At 67.5% G+C, this 17,017-nt stretch carries 9 protein-coding genes; 8 read left to right on the plus strand and 1 reads right to left on the minus strand.

Annotated features, from left to right (window positions below; translation table 11 throughout):
• Window position 1 precedes the first annotated feature (1 nt).
• Genes OG203_RS43695 through OG203_RS43705 form a run of 3 tightly spaced genes read left to right on the plus strand, consistent with a single transcriptional unit; the run spans window position 2 to window position 9,571 of the window.
• A complete protein-coding gene (locus OG203_RS43695) occupies window positions 2–8,107 on the plus strand; it encodes an amino acid adenylation domain-containing protein (protein WP_405163066.1) in 8,106 nt (2,701 codons plus the stop codon).
• Between the two features lie 10 nt (window positions 8,108–8,117).
• Window positions 8,118–8,348, plus strand: a complete 231-nt coding sequence (locus tag OG203_RS43700) for an MbtH family protein (RefSeq protein ID WP_405163067.1) — start codon at window positions 8,118–8,120, stop codon at window positions 8,346–8,348.
• Window positions 8,345–9,571 (plus strand): cytochrome P450, encoded by a 1,227-nt coding sequence (locus tag OG203_RS43705; protein ID WP_405163068.1) that lies wholly within the window; start codon window positions 8,345–8,347, stop codon window positions 9,569–9,571. The genes OG203_RS43700 and OG203_RS43705 overlap by 4 nt, the downstream gene beginning before the upstream one ends.
• A 75-nt stretch (window positions 9,572–9,646) precedes the next feature.
• Here the strand turns inward: OG203_RS43705 and OG203_RS43710 are convergent, their stop codons facing one another.
• Entirely contained in the window at window positions 9,647–10,555 is a 909-nt protein-coding gene (locus tag OG203_RS43710; RefSeq protein WP_405163069.1) for a phytanoyl-CoA dioxygenase family protein, read from the minus strand.
• A 289-nt stretch (window positions 10,556–10,844) separates the two neighbouring features.
• Between OG203_RS43710 and OG203_RS43715 the strand changes: the two genes are divergently transcribed.
• The 5 genes from OG203_RS43715 to OG203_RS43735 are packed head-to-tail and all read left to right on the plus strand — an operon-like array spanning window position 10,845 to window position 16,997.
• Window positions 10,845–12,038, plus strand: a complete 1,194-nt coding sequence (locus OG203_RS43715; protein WP_405163070.1) for a cytochrome P450 — start codon at window positions 10,845–10,847, stop codon at window positions 12,036–12,038.
• A 20-nt stretch (window positions 12,039–12,058) separates the two neighbouring features.
• Window positions 12,059–14,335 (plus strand): DPP IV N-terminal domain-containing protein, encoded by a 2,277-nt coding sequence (locus tag OG203_RS43720; protein WP_405163071.1) that lies wholly within the window; start codon window positions 12,059–12,061, stop codon window positions 14,333–14,335.
• Window positions 14,336–14,378: 43 nt separating this feature from the next.
• On the plus strand, window positions 14,379–15,578 hold the full coding sequence (locus tag OG203_RS43725; protein WP_405163072.1) for a cytochrome P450: 1,200 nt from the start codon (window positions 14,379–14,381) through the stop codon (window positions 15,576–15,578).
• 4 nt (window positions 15,579–15,582) lie between these two features.
• Window positions 15,583–15,777 (plus strand): ferredoxin, encoded by a 195-nt coding sequence (locus OG203_RS43730; protein ID WP_405163073.1) that lies wholly within the window; start codon window positions 15,583–15,585, stop codon window positions 15,775–15,777.
• Window positions 15,778–15,785: 8 nt separating this feature from the next.
• Entirely contained in the window at window positions 15,786–16,997 is a 1,212-nt protein-coding gene (locus OG203_RS43735) for an alpha/beta fold hydrolase (protein ID WP_405163074.1), read from the plus strand.
• Window positions 16,998–17,017 lie beyond the last annotated feature (20 nt).

Below are 17,017 nucleotides of genomic sequence, written 5' to 3' on the forward strand. Positions count from 1 at the left end.
CATGGTCCCGCTTTCCTTCGCCCAGCGGCGTTTGTGGTTTCTCTACCGCTTCACCGGGCCGTCGCCGACCTACAACTTTCCCGCGGTGTTCTGGCTGCGCGGCACCCTCGATATCGAGGCGCTGGTCGCGGCGATCGCCGATGTCGTCGCCAGGCACGACAGTCTGCGGACGCTGATCGTCGAGGACGACACGGGTACGCCGATGCAGCAGGTGCTGCGCGCGGACGACGTGCGGCTGGACGTGCCCGTGCGGCCGGTGCCCGCCGACGATGTCGACGCCGTCATCGCCGAGATGTACGAGTGCCCGTTCACCCTGTCCGATGAGATCCCGATCCGGGCGCGGGTGCTGCGCTGCTCGGCGACCGAACACGTGCTGGTGCTGATGATCCACCACGTCTCCGTCGACGGCGGTTCGATCGTGCCGTTCGTCAGGGACCTCGCCACCGCGTATCAGGCGCGGCTCGACGGTGCCGCGCCCGCCTGGTCCCCGCTGCCGGTCCGGTACGTGGATTACACCCTGTGGCAACAGGAACTGCTCGGCAGTGCCGCCGACACGGACAGCTTGCTCGCGGCTCAAGTCGGCTATTGGCGGCAGGAGCTGGCCGATATCCCGCAGCCGCTGCGGTTGCCGGTGGATCGGCCACGGCCCGCGATCATGGGCAATCGCGGCGGTTCCGTCGACGTCGTCGTCGAGCCGGAGTTGTTCACGGCCATCCAGGATTTGGCGCACCGTCACGACGCGACCGTGTCCATGGTGTTCCAGGCCGCCGTTGCCGTCCTGCTGCACCGACTCGGCGGCGGTGACGATCTCACCATGGGTTCGCCGATCGCGGGCCGCACCGACGAGGCGCTGGTCGACATGGTCGGGTTCTTCGTCAACACCTGGGTGCTTCGGGTCGGGTTGGCCGGGAATCCGTCGTTCGACGAGGTGTTGCGGCAGGTGCGGGAAAAGGCCCTCACCGCCTACGAGAACCAGGACGCGCCGTTCGAGCGGCTCGTCGAGCTGCTCAATCCGGACCGTTCGCTGGCCTATCACCCGTTCTTTCAGGTCATGGTCGCGTGGCAGAACTTCACCAGGCTCGACCTCGAACTGCCAGGCCTGGTGATCATGCCGCAGCTGTTCGCCGCCACCACCGCGAAGTTCGACCTGTTCTTCAATTTCGGCCCGGACGCCACCGGGACCGGCGTGCGTGGCGTCATCGAGTACGCGGCCGACCTGTTCGACCAGTCGACCGTCGAGCTGATCGGCGTGCGACTCCGCGACGTGCTGCGCCAGATCGTGGCCGAGCCACGGCACCGCGTCGGCACCATCGACGTGCTCCAACCGGGTGAGACGGATTGGTTGCTCGGCACCCTCAACGACACCGCTGCTCCCACAATGGATCTGACGATTCACGCGGCATTCCGACGCCAGGCCTCTACGACCCCGGACGCCGTCGCGGCGGAATGCGGCGACACGACTCTGACCTACCAAGAACTGGACCGTCTCGCGGATACGGTGGCGGGCAACCTGATTCGTCGCGGCGTCGGTCCGGAATCGCTGGTGGCGATCGCGTTGCCGCGTTCGCTCGAACTGGTGATCACCTATCTCGGCGTGCTCCGGGCGGGCGGGGCCTACCTGCCGATCGACCTCGACTACCCGGCGGATCGGGTGGCGTTCATGCTGCGCGACGCCGCGCCCGTCGTCGTGGTCACGGACGGGAACTTCACCCCGCCGGACGGCCTGCCGCAGGTGCAGATCGACGAATTGCGGGTTGCCACAGACGAACTGGTCCCGGAAGTTGTCGGCGATGGTGACCGGCTCGCCTACATCATGTACACGTCGGGGTCGACGGGCGTGCCCAAGGGTGTCGCGGTGACGCATAAGGGTGTGGTCGGTCTGGCGGCGGACCATCGGTACCGCGGCGGTGCCCACGAGCGGGTGCTGTTGCACTCGCCGCACGTGTTCGATTCCTCGACCTATGAGTTGTGGGTGCCCTTGCTTGGTGGCGGTCGGGTGGTTGTCGCGCCGACCGACATGCTCGACGCGGCGCGGTTGGCCGCGTTGGTCACCGGTCGGCAGCTCACCGGATTGTGGCTGACCGCAGGGTTGTTCGGTGTCGTGGTCGATCAGGATCCGGGATGTCTGGCCGGAGTGCGTGAGGTGTGGGTCGGCGGCGACGTCGTGTCGCCCGCGGCGGTAGCGCGAGTGCTCGACGCATGTCCCGGTCTTGCCGTGGTCAACGGCTACGGACCCACGGAGACAACGGTTTTCGCTACCTGTCACCGGGTGGCGCCGGAAGCACTTGGTACGGGCGTGCCGATCGGTCGGCCGATGGACAACATGCGGGTCTATGTGCTGGACGAGAGTCTGCGCCCGGTTCCGCCCGGAGTCGTCGGCGAGCTGTATGTGGCGGGTTTCGGTGTGGCGCGTGGCTATTTGGGACGGTCGGGTCTGACCGCCGAGCGGTTTGTCGCCTGCCCGTTCGCCGATGGCGAGCGGATGTATCGGACCGGTGATCTGGTGGCGTGGAATTCCCTGGGCGCGCTGGACTTCCACGGCCGAGCGGACAGCCAGGTGAAGGTGCGCGGCTTCCGCATCGAGCCGGGGGAAGTGGAGGCCGCACTGGCCGAGCATCCCGCGGTGTCGCGCGCGGTCGTGGTCGCCGGTGCGGACAAGGAGAACGACGCGCGGCTGGTCGCCTATGTCGTGCCGGATCTGACCGATACCGGCGCACCGGCCGAGCAGGTGCGCGAATGGCTCGAGGTGTACGAGCGGATGTACGAGTCGGGCGTCGCCGACCTGGGGGAGGACTTCTCCGGCTGGAATTCCAGCTACACCGGCAAGCCCATTCCGCTCGTCGACATGCGGCAGTGGCGCGACGCCGCGGTCGAGCGCGTGCTGTCGACCGCGCCACGCCGGGTACTCGAGATCGGCGTCGGCTCCGGACTGCTGCTGGCACACATAGTTCCGCATGTCGACGAATACTGGGGCACGGACTTCTCCGCGACGGCGATCGACCGGCTGCGACGGCAGGTCGACGAGGCGGGCTGGGCGGACCGAATCCAGTTGCGCCGCCTCGCGGCCGACGATACCTCCGGCCTGCCCGCCGGGGTCTTCGACACGATCGTGCTGAATTCCGTTGTCCAATACTTCCCGGACGCGGGGTATCTCGATCGAACGCTGCGCGCGGCGATGGAACTCTTGGCGCCGGGCGGCCGCGTCATCGTCGGCGACGTGCGCAACGCCCGCTCATTGCGGCTGTTGCACACCGCCGTACACCGCGCCCGCTTTCCAGGTGCCACCGAAGCCACCGTGCGGGCCGCCGTCGAGCACGCCGTTTTCCTGGAGAAGGAACTGGTGCTCGACCCCGAATGGTTCACCAGGTGGGCGGCCGACAATACGGCGGTCGGCGTGGACATCCAGCTGAAATCCGGTGCCGCACACAATGAATTGACCCAGCACCGCTACGAGGTCGTCCTGCACAAGGCGCCTACCGCGCCGGTGTCCCTCGGCGATCTGCCGGTGCTCACCTGGGGCGAACACGTGCACGATCTGGCGGGCGTCGAGGCGTTCTGCCGGAACGAGGCGGCCCGCGCGACGCGGATCGCGGCCATTCCGAACGCGCGCCTGACCGACACCGCCGTCGATCCGCAAGAGCTGCGGGACCTGGCCGACGGACTTGGCTGGGGTTCGCTGGTCACCTGGTCCGACGCGGCCGAGAACTTCGACGCCGTGCTCTGGCCGGATGGTTCTGCCGGGGCAACCGCGCTGTTCGGCGGCTATGTCCCGAACACCCGCACCGATCGAATGCTGGCCAACAATCCGGCAGGCGTGCGCGACGTCGGCGCGGTGCTCTCGGCGCTGCGCGACTACCTGCGCGAGCGACTGCCCGACTACATGGTGCCGTCCGCCGTCGTCGCCATCGGTCGAATTCCGTTGACGCCCAATGGAAAGCTGGACCGACGGGCGCTGCCCGCACCCGACTACGCGGGATCCGGCGGCGGACGTGCGCCGCGGACGCCGCAGGAGGGCGTGCTCGCCGGTCTGTTCGCCGAGGTGCTCGGCTTGAGCCAGGTCGGTGTCGATGACGATTTCTTCGCCATGGGCGGGCATTCCCTGCTCGCCATCCGGCTGGTCGGGCGCATCAGGGCGGAACTCGGCGTCGAGGTGCCGGTGCGGGTGGTGTTCGAGACGAGCACCGTCGCCGGGCTTGCCACCGCCGTCGAGACCGCGCAGCAGGCGCGGCTGCCGCTGACCCCGCAGGTCCGTCCCGAGCGGGTGCCGCTGTCGTTCGCTCAGCAGCGGGTCTGGTTCCGGCACCTGTTCGAGGACTCGTCGACCACCTACAACATGCCGACGATGCTGCGGTTGCGCGGCGGGCTCGACGTCGCCGCGCTGCGGTCGGCGATTCGGGACGTGATCGGCAGGCACGAGAGTCTGCGCACGGTCATCGCCGAAGACGACGACGGCATGCCCTACCAACGCATCCTGCCTGTCGAGCAGGTGGCGACCGAGGTGGTCGTCCATGACGTCGCGCCGACGGATCTACCCGCCGCTTTGGCGGATGCGGCTGGTCACCGGTTCGACCTTTCCGCCGAGATCCCGTTGCGCGCCAAGGTGTTCCGGGTGGCCGACGACGACAACGTGCTCGCGCTCGTGCTGCACCACATCGCGGGCGACGGTAGCTCCGCCGCCCCGCTGGTGCACGATCTCGCGCTGGCATACACCGCCCGCACGGCGGGACAGCCGCCGGATTGGCAGCCGCTGGCCGTGCAATACGCGGATTACGCCATCTGGCAACGGCTGATGCTCGGCGAGGAGTCCGACCCGGACAGCCTCACGTCGATCCAGGCCGAGTACTGGCGCCAGGAACTGGCCGACACACCCGAACCACTACCGCTGCCGCTGGACCGACCACGCGGTGCGACCGGTGGCCGACGCGCGGGCCAGGTCGAATTCACCCTCAGCCCAGAGCTTTTCGCCGACATCGAAGAGTTGGCGCGCGATCTGGGCGTGACGGTCTCGATGGCGTTGCAGGCCGCGTTAGCCATCCTGCTGCACCGGATGGGCAGCGGCGACGACATCACCCTCGGCGCACCCCAGGCGGGCCGCGTCGACCACGCGCTCACCGACCTGGTCGGCATCTTCGTCAACATCTGGGTGCTGCGCGTGCGGCTGGGCGGCGACCCGTCGTTCGCGCGGCTACTCGACCAGGTCAGAGACCGGGCGTTGGCCGCATACGACAACCAGGATGTGCCGTTCGACCGCCTCGTCGAGCTGCTCAATCCCAGCCGCGCCGCGGGTTACCACCCGCTGTGCCAGGTCGTGCTGGCCTGGCAGAACAGTCCGGCCGCGGAACTGCGCCTGCCGGGGTTGGTGGCGACGGTCGAGCCCGTTTCCGGGACTGGCACACCGAAATTCGACTTGTTCTTCAACCTGGCCCCCGATCTCGCGCGTGGCGGCGCCGTCGGCTACGTCGAGTTCGACGCCGACCTGTTCGACCGCGACACCGTCGCCAAGATCGCACACCGGTTCCAGCAGGTGCTGGCACAGGCCGTTGCTGACCCGGCGTTGCCGGTTGGCGCGTTCGACGTGCTCGTACCCGGCGAGCACGACAGTGTCGTCGATGAGCTCAACGACACGGCAATCCCGCTGCCGCTGAACACGATTCCGGCGATGTTCCACCGACAGGCCGCCGCGACACCGGACGCCATCGCGGTCACGGCCGACACCAGGTCGCTGACCTATCAGGAACTCGACCGGGTCTCCGACACGATGGCGGCCAACCTCGGCAACCTGGGCGTCGGACCGGAATCCATTGTGGCCGTTGCCTTGCCGAGGTCCCTGGACTACGTGATCACCGTGCTCGCCGTGCTGAAGGCCGGTGGTGGGTACCTACCGGTCGATCCGGGATATCCGGCCGAGCGGGTGGCATTCATGCTGCGCGACGCGCGTCCGCTGATGCTGGTGTGCACCCTCGACTTCGCCGATCAGCAGGACGACGACTACTGCCCGAGGGTGGTGGTCGATCAGCTCCGTGCGGAGACGGACCAGCCGACGCCGCACGCGGTCGACGAGGGCGGCCGTCTCGCCTACGTGATGTACACGTCGGGATCCACCGGCGTGCCCAAAGGCGTTGCGGTGACCCATCAGGCCGTAGTGAGCCTGGCGACGGACCGCAGATACCGCGACGGCGCCCACGAGCACGTGCTGCTGCACTCGCCGCAGTCGTTCGACTCCTCGACCTATGAGCTGTGGGTTCCGCTACTCGGCGGCGGCCGAGTCGTCGTCGCCCCGGCCGAGGTGCTCGACGTAGCGACATTGTCGGCGTTGGTGACCGGCCGCCAGCTCACCGGATTGTGGCTGACGGCAGCGCTGTTCGCGGTTCTCGTCGATCAGGATCCGACGTGTCTAGCCGGCGTGCGCGAGGTGTGGGTCGGCGGCGACGTGGTTTCCGCGGCCGCTGTCACCCGGGTGCTCGACGCGTGTCCTGGACTCGCCGTGGTCAATGGCTACGGGCCCACGGAGACAACGGTTTTCGCGACAAGTCACCGGGTGGTGCCGGAACTACTTGGTACGGGCGTACCGATCGGGCGGCCGATGGACAACATGCGCACCTACGTACTGGACGAGCGCCTGCGGCCGGTACCGCCCGGTGTGGTCGGTGAACTGTATGTCGCGGGTACCGGTTTGGCGCGCGGATACCTGCGGCGCTCGGGGCTGACCGCCGAGCGGTTTGTCGCCTGTCCGTTCGGTGTCGGCGAGCGGATGTACCGCACCGGCGATCTGGTCGCGTGGAATCAACTGGGGGAGTTGGTATTCCGTGGCCGGGTGGACGGCCAGGTGAAGGTCAGGGGCTTCCGGATCGAACCGGGGGAGATCGAGGCCGTCCTGACCGAACACCCCGGGGTCGCCCAGGCGGCGGTGATCGCTCGCGACGCGGGCGCCCGCCTGGTCGCCTACGTGGTCGCGGCACAGTCCGAGCCCGATGACCTGCGCGCCTACCTGGCGACCCGGTTGCCGAGTTTCATGGTCCCGGCCGCGGTCGTCCCGCTCGATCGATTGCCGTTCACGCCGAACCACAAACTGGACCGGGCCGCGTTGCCGGACCCGGAGTTCGCCGCGACGGCGTACCGGCCGCCGCACACCGAAGACGAGGTGACGCTCGCCGCGCTGTTCGCCGAGCTGCTCGGCGTCGACCGGGTCGGCCTCGACGACGACTTCTTCGACCTCGGCGGCCAATCGCTGCTCGCCATCCGGCTGGCCAGCCGGATCAAGGCGACCATGGGAATCGCGGTGCCGGTCAGGACGGTGTTCCAGCACTCGGTCGTCGCCGACCTCGCGGCCAACCTCAGGACCGACACCGGCGACGCGGCGCAGGATCCGCTCGCGCCCGTGCTGCCGATGCGGACCGACGGGCAAGGACCGCCACTGTGGCTGATCCGGGCCGGCGGCGGATTGTGCTGGCCGTACCTCGGATTCGTCAACTACCTGCCCGATCGGCAGTTGTACGGCATCCAGGCGCGCGAGTTCGACCGGACGCGCCCGCGCCCGCGTTCCGTCGAGGAGATGGTCAACGACTATGTGGCGCAGGTGATGTCGATCCAGCCCGAGGGGCCGTACCGCCTGATGGGCTGGTCCGCCGGCGGTGCCTACGCGCACGCGATGGCCGTCGAACTGCGCCGCCGCGGCCACGAGGTGGACCTGCTCGCCATCCTGGACGCCGCTACCAACGGCGGCGGTGGAGCGATGGCCGAGGTCTCCGACGACGACGTGCTCGACGATATGCGCAGCCGCGACATGATCCGCGACTTCCTCGGCCCCGCCGAGGACGAAGCCGACCTCGAGCAGCTGCTGTTGACCGTCGCCGCCATCACACGGGAGCAGGCGGTGCTGCTCGACGAGTTCACCACCCCGGTCTTCGACGGTGACGTGCTGTTCTTCACCGCCACGGTGGACGACCACGCCTTCGCCACCGACTGGAAGCCCTACGTGCTCGGCGAGATTCACGAACACCGCATTCGATGCGCGCACCGCGACATGTCCCAACCCGCGCACGCGGCCGCCATCTGCGCCGTGATCGAGCGCGCCCTCGCCGACCGCACGCACCGAGCGCACGACTAGGAGGAAAACTATGAGCACCAACCCGTTCGACGACGAGGACGGCGAGTTCTTCGTGTTGATCAACCTCGAGGAGCAGTACTCGTTGTGGCCCGCGTTCGCCGAGATCCCCGCCGGCTGGCGGGTGGCACTCGGCCCGGACAAACGCCAGAACTGCCTGGACCACATCGAGCGGAACTGGACGGACATGCGCCCGAAAAGCCTGCGCGACGCGATGGCCGCGGATGAGGTAGGTATTCGATGACAAGCACTCCGATGACAAAGTATCCGATGATCGACATGGCCGAGCGCTGGAATATCCACCCCGATCATTTCTGGCTCCGTGGGCGGCAGCCGGACGAGCCCGTTCTTTTCGACGAGGCGACCGGGGTGTGGAACGTCTACCGCTATGACGACATCATGAAGATCTTCGGCGACACGGCGCATTTCTCCTCCGATATCAAGCGCCTGTTCGATTCGGCGGAGGTCAACGAGCACAAGGAGGGCAACCTCATTCAGCTCGACGGCGAGGAGCACCGCAGGCTGCGCGGGTTGGTCAGCAAGGCTTTCACCCCGAAGATCGTGGCCGACCTGGAGCCGCGGATCCGCGAGATCACCATCGAACTGCTCGACGCCGCAGCAGGCAAGGAGGAGATCGAGCTGGTCGCCGATCTCGCGTATCCGCTGCCGGTGATCGTCATCGCCGAACTGCTCGGCATACCCGGCTCCGACCGCGACCTGTTCAAGGAATGGGCGACGGCGATTCTGGACAGCACCTACAAGATCTCCCTGGCCGACGCCGACCAGCCGGAGACCCCGCCCGAGGGCGAGCGACTGATCGACAAGGTGCAGCCGATGTTCGATTACATGGGCGAGCACGCGAACACACGACGGCGGGCACCTCGCGACGACCTGCTGAGCCATCTCGTCGCCGCCGAAATGGACGGCGTCAAGCTGACCGACACCGAACTGGTGAACTTCGCGGTCATGTTGCTGCTCGTCGGGCACATCACCACCACCATGATGTTCGGCAACACCGTCCTGTGCATGGACGCGCAGCCGGATTGGACCGCGCGGGTCCGTGCCGACCGCTCGATGCTGCCCGCCTTCGTCGACGAGACGGTACGTCTGGTCAGCCCGCTGCCTGCGGTCGCGAGATCCACCCTGGCCGAGGTGGAGATCGCGGGACGGCTGGTGCCGAAGGATCAGATGATCATGCTGTATCTCAGTGCGGCGAACCGGGACGAGACCAGGTTCCCCGACCCGCATGTGTTCGACCCGACCAGGTATCCGAACCCGCACCTGGCCTACGGGCGCGGTTTGCACGTCTGCCTCGGCGCGCCCCTGGCACGGCTGGAAGCCCGTGTGGCACTGAATGTTCTGCTCGATCGCTACCCCGTGTTGCGCGCCGATCCGGACAACCCGCCGACGTTCATCCCGAACCCGGGCATGACCGGCGTCCATACCCTGCCGCTGCGCACCGTGTGACCGCACGGCCCCGGCGGTAGCGAAAAACGAGCGAGCCCCTCTCATGATCTGAGAGGGGCTCGCTCGTTCGGGAGGTCACCTGCTGACCGTGCCCTCCTGCAGCCGCCGGACCATGCGGTGCGTGGTCTCCAACGGTGTTTCCCCCGCCGCCGCGGGAACGAATCCGCCGCGGGTGTTGATCTCCGTGATCCGGTCGTTCCACCGCTCGTGGCCGCGGAACGGGATCGACTCGTCGGGGGAGTAAGCCGGATAGTTGCGGTAGTTGTTGGCGCCCGCATCGGCCTTGCCGCGCACCAGGATCGGGTCGAGGTAGAGGCCTTCGTTGGCCACCGCCGTCGATGTCGCGATGTAGCCGACGTCGAGGCCGCACCGGCGGGTGTTCGAGGTGTTGGGCTCGGAGCAATGCAGGATGTTCGGGTGATGGATGGACACGTCACCGGGGGCGAGTTCGATATCGACAACGCCCGCCTTTGTCACCCATTCGTCGACGAGGTCTTGATTCGTCTGTGAATAGAGCATATTGGGGGTGTCGGTGCGGGTGCGCGGGGGAATGATCGGCACGCGGTGACTGCCCGGCACGATGCGCAGGCACCCGTTTTCCCTGGTGGACGGGTCGATCGCGACCCATACGGTCAGCGCCGACATCGGCTGCAACTTCCAGTAGGCGCCGTCCTGGTGCCACAGCACCGGCCTGCCGTCCTTCGGTGGCTTGCACACGTAGTGCGCGGTGAAGCAGGCCAGATCCGGACCGAGGAACAGCTCGGCGATATCGACGAGCCGGTCGTCGGTGACCATGCGCACCCAGAAGGCGTCGTTGCGCATCAGCGGGTGATGATATTCCTCCGGGCGCAGGTGTGGATAGCGTCGGCCGAGCCACTCGACGTGCGAACGGCCCTCCTCGATCAGTTCGGTGTCAAGGACATCGCGGATAATCGCGAAACCGTTCGTTTCGTATTCACGGACAATTGTTTCGGCGTCGAACATCGTGCAGTCCCTTTCGACTGTTCGGTACGCGCGCTATTCTGTCGAATCCTGAACTACCGGGTCAGGCGCGCGATTCTGTGATTCAATTCGGAAAATACGAGGCTGGCCAGCCCGGTGTCAAACCCCGCGCTGTCCTGGCGCCGGGACAGTGCGGAAAGCCGTGCATATCGACATGGGCGAAGGCGACCTGAAAGAATCGATCGTAATTCCGCGTATTGCGATGATCGGCGGAAACAGCAAGCGAATTCGATGGAATATGCCGTTGAATCGGCGGTCAGGGGAAGAGGTCATGTCCGTACTGGCGCAGCGATGGAAGCTGGATGAACAGCGGTTCTCCTGGATGTATGAGCAGATGCGGGCGCCGCGAGGCGTCGAGCGGGACGAGAAGACCGGCATCTGGAATGTGCACGGCCACGCCAACGCGCTGCAGGTGCTGAACAATCCGGCGATCTTCTCGTCCGGCACGGGCCGCCTGATCCCGGAGAACAGCGAGTTCGACGAGGGCGCCATCACCCAGCTCGATCCGCCGCGGCACACCGCGCTGCGCAAGCTGGTCTCGGCCGCGTTCTCGCCCAAGGCAATTGGTGAACTGGAACCGCGCGTGCACGCCATCGTGGACACCCTGCTCGCGAAGGTCGCCGACCAGCCCGGCTTCGACCTGGTCACCGATTTCGCCTACCCGCTGCCCATCACCGTGATCACCGAGCTGCTCGGCGTGCCGGCCAGCGACCACGGGCTGATCCACGGCTGGGTCGACGCGATGATGAGCGGCACGATGGAGTACTCGCTGGTCGAGCGCGACGAACAACTCGACAACGAGATCGACTTCGTGCTCGAGCAGGCCAGGCACATCACCGACTACCTGCGCGTGCTGCTGAAGGAGCGAATGACCAACCCGCGCAAGGACATGCTGACCAGTCTCGTCGAGGCCGAGATCGATGGCGAGCGGCTCACCGAGGCCGAGATCGTGAACTTCGCGAACGCGTTGCTCGTCGCCGGGCACGTCACCACCACCGCGTTGATCGGCAGCACCGTGCTGTGTCTCGACGCGTTCCCCGAGGCGGACAAGAAGGTGCGCGCGGATCGGCGTCTGGTGCCGACGTTGATCGAGGAGTCGCTGCGCTACTTCCCGCCGATCGGCATGATGGCCAGGGTCACCAACGCCGAGGTCGAGCTGGACGGCGTCACGATCGGACCCGATCAGCTTGTCGGAGTGTGGATTCCGACGGCCAATCGGGACGGGTCGGTCTTCGCCGATCCGTTCGTCTTCGACCCGGCCCGCGAGCCGAATCCGCACATGGCGTTCGGCCGTGGCGTGCACTTCTGTATCGGCGCCGCACTCGCCAGGCGCGAGGGTCGCATCGCGATGAACGCGCTGTTCGACCGATTCCCCGGGCTGCGCGTCGACCCGGAGGGCACGCCGTCGTTCCTCACCAGCCCCAATCTCAATGGGGTGTCGAAGCTTCCGGTCGTCGTCGAGTGAGCGCGTCGATGGAAATCGGGATGGATCGGATCGAGCTTGCCGAAAGCGCCTACCGGACCGCCGAGCAACTGCTGCGGCATAACCGGCGAAACCTGGTGCGCGGCGCGAAGATTCAGCCGCACTGGACGGCGGGCGGCTTCTGGTACTCGGTGGACACCGAGCGGGGACGGCGATTCATCCTCGTCGATCCGGCCGAGGGCAGCAGGAGGCCGGCGTTCGACCAGGAGCGGCTCGCGGTGGCCCTCGCGGCCGCGGCCGGTACGGACGTAGACGCGACGGCGTTGCCGTTCGCGGCGTTCGAGCCGATCGGCGACGCGGTCGAGTTCGACGCGCTCGGCCAGCATTGGCGTTGCGCGGTAAGCGATTACACGTGTGCACCGGCCGAACCGCGTCCGGCGGGCACCATGCTGGAGGTGGTGTCACCCGACGGTAAGACCGCGGTGTTCCTCGACGGACACGACCTGCGGGCCCGCGCGGTCGACGGTGGCCAGGACTGGGCGCTGACCGAAGATGGCACCCGCGAACAGGATTACGGCTCCAATCCCGACTACTTCATGTACTCGACCCTGCTGTCCCGGATCGGCATACCGCACCTGCCGCCCGCCGTCGCCTGGTCGCCCGACTCCACCCGCGTCCTCACCCACCGAACCGACCAGCGCGGTGTCCGCGAGACGCATCTGGTGCGGGCGCTGCCCCCGGACGGCGGCCCCCCGGAGTTGCTGACCCAGCGGTTCGCCATACCCGGCGACGAGCGCCAGCCCATGGCCGAGCTCGTTGTGCTCGACGTCGCCACCGGCACCGCGGTGCCCGCGCTGGCCGAGCCCATCCCGATGTCGATGATCTCGCCGATCAGCAGGCAGTGGGCGTGGTGGGCGAGCGACGGTGCGGCGGTGTATTACCTGAACACCACGCGGGATACGAAGACGCTGAGCCTGCACCGGCTCGATCCGCGTTCCGGCCAGGTGCGCACGCTGGTGACCGAGTCCGCGGCGACCAGGGCCGAACCGGCACAGCGGTTCGCGCAGGCCCCCATGGTCCAGGTGCTCGGCTCGGGCGAGGTGCTGTGGTACTCCCAGCGTGACGGCTGGGGTCACCTGTATCTGTACGGCGCGAATGGCGAACCGCGGCACCAGGTGACCGCCGGGGAGTGGGCCGTGCAGCAAATCCTGCGCGTCGACGAACAGCGGCGCCTGGTCTACTTCGTGGCATCGGGTCTCGTCGCGGCGGATCCCTACCGCCGCACGGTGTGTCGCGTCGGGCTGGACGGTGCCGGATTCACCAGGCTGGTCGACGACGACCTCGATCACGCCGTTACGGTGTCGCCGGATCGGTCGTACTTCATCGATTCGGCGTCCACCAGCGACATCCCGCCGGTGAGCACGGTGCGCGGCTGGGACGGTGCCGTGCTCGTCGAACTGGAACGGGCGGACGTGTCGCGGCTTACGGCGACCGGATGGACCGCGCCGCAGCGATTCCGGACGACCTCGGCCGACGGCGCCACCGATATCCACGGAATGCTGTACCTGCCACACGGATTCGACCCGGCCGAGCGCTACCCGGTGCTCGATCATCCGTACGGCTTCCCGATCGCGAATCGGGTCAGCCCGTGCTTCGATTCCGGCTACTACGGCTCGGACGCGGAAGTGCTTGCGGCACTTGGCTTCGCCGTGGTCGCGATCGATGGACGCGGTTCGCCGGGCCGCAGCAAGGCGTTCCACGACGACTCCTACGGGCGGGTCGGGGACGGCTGCGGTCTCGACGACCATGTCGCGGCGTTGCGCGAGCTTGCCGCGAGCCGTCCGTGGCTTGACCTGGATCGGGTCGGCGTGTTCGGGGTGTCCTCCGGCGGGTTCGCCGCGGTGCGGGCCATGCTCGACTTCCCTGAGGTGTTCAAGGCCGGTGTCGCCGAGGCGGGCATGCACGACATGCGGTACGTCGACCTGGGGGTCGCCGAGATGTACAACGGGCCGCTCGGCGCCGCGTACACCGAAGCGTCCAATGTTGATGCGGCACAGCGGCTCACCGGCAAGCTGCTGCTGATGCACGGCGGTCTCGACGACAGCGTCTCGCCGCAGCTGACATTGCGGCTTGCCGAAGCGCTTGTCCAGGCGGACAAGGACTTCGAGCTACTGCTCATCCCCGGCGCGGACCACTACGGCAACGGTTACGAGCACCACATCAACCGGCGCAGATGGGACTTCCTCGTCCGCAATGTCATGGGTGCCGAACCACCCGCCGGGTACCGGCTCGCGCCCATCCCGATGGACATGGACGCCGTAGCCGAGCTGTTCGGGTGAATCGCCCGCCATCCCACTGTCTTTCCTCGGTAAGGAAAACGATATGACCGAATCACTCTCCGCCCCCGTGCAATTGCCGATCGAGAAGGTCGCCGACCGGCCGTTCGATCCGCCGCCGGAGCTGGCCGACCTTCGTGCGCACACCCCGATGCGTCGACTGGACTTCCCGGACGGCCACGTCGGCTGGCTGGTGACCAGTCACGCGCTGGTACGCGCCGTGCTCGGCGATCAACGGTTCAGTGTCAGACACGAACTCATGCACTCGCCGTTCCCCGGCACCGAGGGCATCACCATTCCCGCGGCACCGCCAGGGCACTTCAGCGCCTTCGACCCGCCGGAGCACACCCGCTTCCGGAAGTTGCTGACCGGCAAGTTCACCGTCCGCAGGATGGCACAACTGACCGCGGGGATCGAGCAGTTCACGGCGGACTGCCTCGACGCGATGGACCGTGAGGGGCCGTCGGTGGACCTGGTGCGGACCTTCGCGAGACCCATTCCGACACTGACGATCTGCGACCTGCTCGGCGTTCCCGATCAGGACCAGGACGTGTTCCAACGGGTGGCCAGGCTGAACGAACTGGACGTGACCCCGGAGGAGACCGTCGAGATCATGACCGCGCTGGACAAGTACATGCACGAGCTGGTCCTCGCCAAGCGCGCGACACCGACCGACGACCTGCTCAGTGACGTCGCGGCAAGCGATCTGACCGTCGAGGAACTCACCGGCGTCGGCACCCTGCTGCTCGGCACCGGCCTCGACACCACGGCCAACATGATCGCGCTCGGCGTCTTCGCCCTGCTGACCAATCCCGACCAGATCGCCCCGCTGCGTCGGGGCGACGGCGATATCGACCGGGTGGTCGAGGAGCTACTGCGCTACCTGAGCATCCAGTTCTTCTCCGTCCGCACCGCGCTCGCCGATGTCGAGCTGGGCGGCGAGCAGATCAAAGACGGTGACACGCTGGTTCTTTCGCTGCACGCGGCCAACCGCGACCCCGACCGATTCGCCGACCCCGACGCTCTCGACATCGAGCGCCGCGCCGCCGGGCATCTCGCCTTCGGGCACGGCATCCACCAGTGCCTCGGTCAGCAGCTCGCCCGGGTCGAGATGCGCGTCGCCATTCCGGCGCTGCTCGCGCGGTTCCCCACCTTGCGTCTCGGCGCCGCACCCGAAGACGTGCCGCTGCGCACCGGCGCCATGTATGGCGTGCACCGGCTGCCCGTCACCTGGGACAAGGGGTGAGCCGATGCGGTTGAGCGTGGATCGGGAACGCTGCTGCGGCGCGGGCATGTGCGCGTTGACCGCCCCGGGAGTGTTCGACCAGGACCAGGACAGCGGGCGGGTGGTGTTGCTTGCCGCGGAGCCGCCCGCCCACTTCCACAAAGCGGCGCGGCTGGCCATCCAGGTGTGTCCCTGCCTTGCCATCACGGAGGAAGGTTAGGTGGTCAGATGCTTGGCAGAGACGCGAAAGATGCTATCGGACAGCTTGTTTCGGCGGTCTTGTCGTCGAAGCCACTCGTCGAGGGGATAGGTGCACCGGTTCGGGTCGTGCCGTTCTTCAGCGCTGGTGATTCGTGCGGTGACTGGTCCGTCGGCCAGCGCAAGGCGGTGCGGCGATTGTTCGACCGGATCATCCAGCGGGCCGGGGTCGACGGGTTGGTGCTGTCGTATGACGAGTCGTTCGATGGCCTAGAGGTTTTCGAGCGCGTGCTGAGCGAGCGGCTCGCGCTCGGCGACCGCATGACCGTCGTCGGGGTTGTTCCAGCGGATCGGCTCGGCGAGGTCGAGTCCGTCGTCGCCGACACCGTGGCGAACAGCTTCGACGCGTTCGCCCGCACAGCGCGCGCCACTTCGTTCGACGGCATGTCGCTGAACGTCTATGACGCGGGGGAGGGTGACGAGACCGTCGTGCTCGTCCCCGCCTGCGGCATGCCCGCCGTGCTCACCGAATCCTGGGTGCGTTTTCTTGCCCGCGATCGTCGGGTGCTGACCTGGGAGACCCGCGGATTGTTCGGCGCGGCAGGCCAACCCGACGATTTCGCGGTGAACACCGAGGCGCAGGCCGCCGACCTGCTCGCGGTCATGGACCACTACGGCGTGCCGAGCGCGCACGTCGTCGGACTCTGCGGCGGGGCGGTGATCGCCCTGGCGGCCGCCGCACTGCGACCGGCAGGCGTTCGCTCGCTCAGCCTGTGGCACGGCTCGTATGGTTTCGGCGCCGACGGTCCGATGACCAAACACGAGCAGGGGATGGTCGAGCTGATGGCCACCGCCGCCCGCGATCGCGCGGCGGCCAGAGCCGTGCACGCCGCGTTCTGTCAGGCGATGCTCACCAACACTCCCGCCGACGTGGCCAACCTCGTGCTGTACCCGTATGCGAGTCCGGAATCGCTCTACCGGTACTGCCGACTGAACAGTTCGCTCGCCACGACCGATGTCGGCCGATATCTGGCCGAGGTGACCCAACCCGCGCTCGTCGTCACCAGCGGGGACGACCACACCGCCCATCCTGGCGCCTCGGAGCGGGTGGCGTCCGGCCTGTCGAACGGCGAGTTGCTGATGCGCGAGCACGGCGACCACATCTCGGTATTCCGCGCCGACGACACGGTGCTGCGGACAGCCACGGATTTCATGGCGCAGAGCGCGGTCCGGTCCGTCTAGTGCGTACCGGCTCTTCGACC

The sequence above is a fragment of the Nocardia sp. NBC_01499 genome, assembly GCF_045040275.1.
Classification (GTDB): Bacteria; Actinomycetota; Actinomycetes; order Mycobacteriales; family Mycobacteriaceae; genus Nocardia.

Bases quoted from the DNA above. Each gene is read 5' to 3' on its own strand.
- OG203_RS43715 (WP_405163070.1), top strand. From the start codon at position 10,845: ATGTCCGTACTGGCGCAGCGATGGAAGCTGGATGAACAGCGGTTCTCC.
- OG203_RS43720 (WP_405163071.1), top strand. From the start codon at position 12,059: ATGGATCGGATCGAGCTTGCCGAAAGCGCCTACCGGACCGCCGAGCAA.
- OG203_RS43725 (WP_405163072.1), top strand. From the start codon at position 14,379: ATGACCGAATCACTCTCCGCCCCCGTGCAATTGCCGATCGAGAAGGTC.
- OG203_RS43705 (WP_405163068.1), top strand. From the start codon at position 8,345: ATGACAAGCACTCCGATGACAAAGTATCCGATGATCGACATGGCCGAG.
- OG203_RS43730 (WP_405163073.1), top strand. From the start codon at position 15,583: ATGCGGTTGAGCGTGGATCGGGAACGCTGCTGCGGCGCGGGCATGTGC.
- OG203_RS43700 (WP_405163067.1), top strand. From the start codon at position 8,118: ATGAGCACCAACCCGTTCGACGACGAGGACGGCGAGTTCTTCGTGTTG.
- OG203_RS43735 (WP_405163074.1), top strand. From the start codon at position 15,786: ATGCTTGGCAGAGACGCGAAAGATGCTATCGGACAGCTTGTTTCGGCG.
- OG203_RS43695 (WP_405163066.1), top strand. From the start codon at position 2: ATGGTCCCGCTTTCCTTCGCCCAGCGGCGTTTGTGGTTTCTCTACCGC.
- OG203_RS43710 (WP_405163069.1), bottom strand. From the start codon at position 10,555: ATGTTCGACGCCGAAACAATTGTCCGTGAATACGAAACGAACGGTTTC.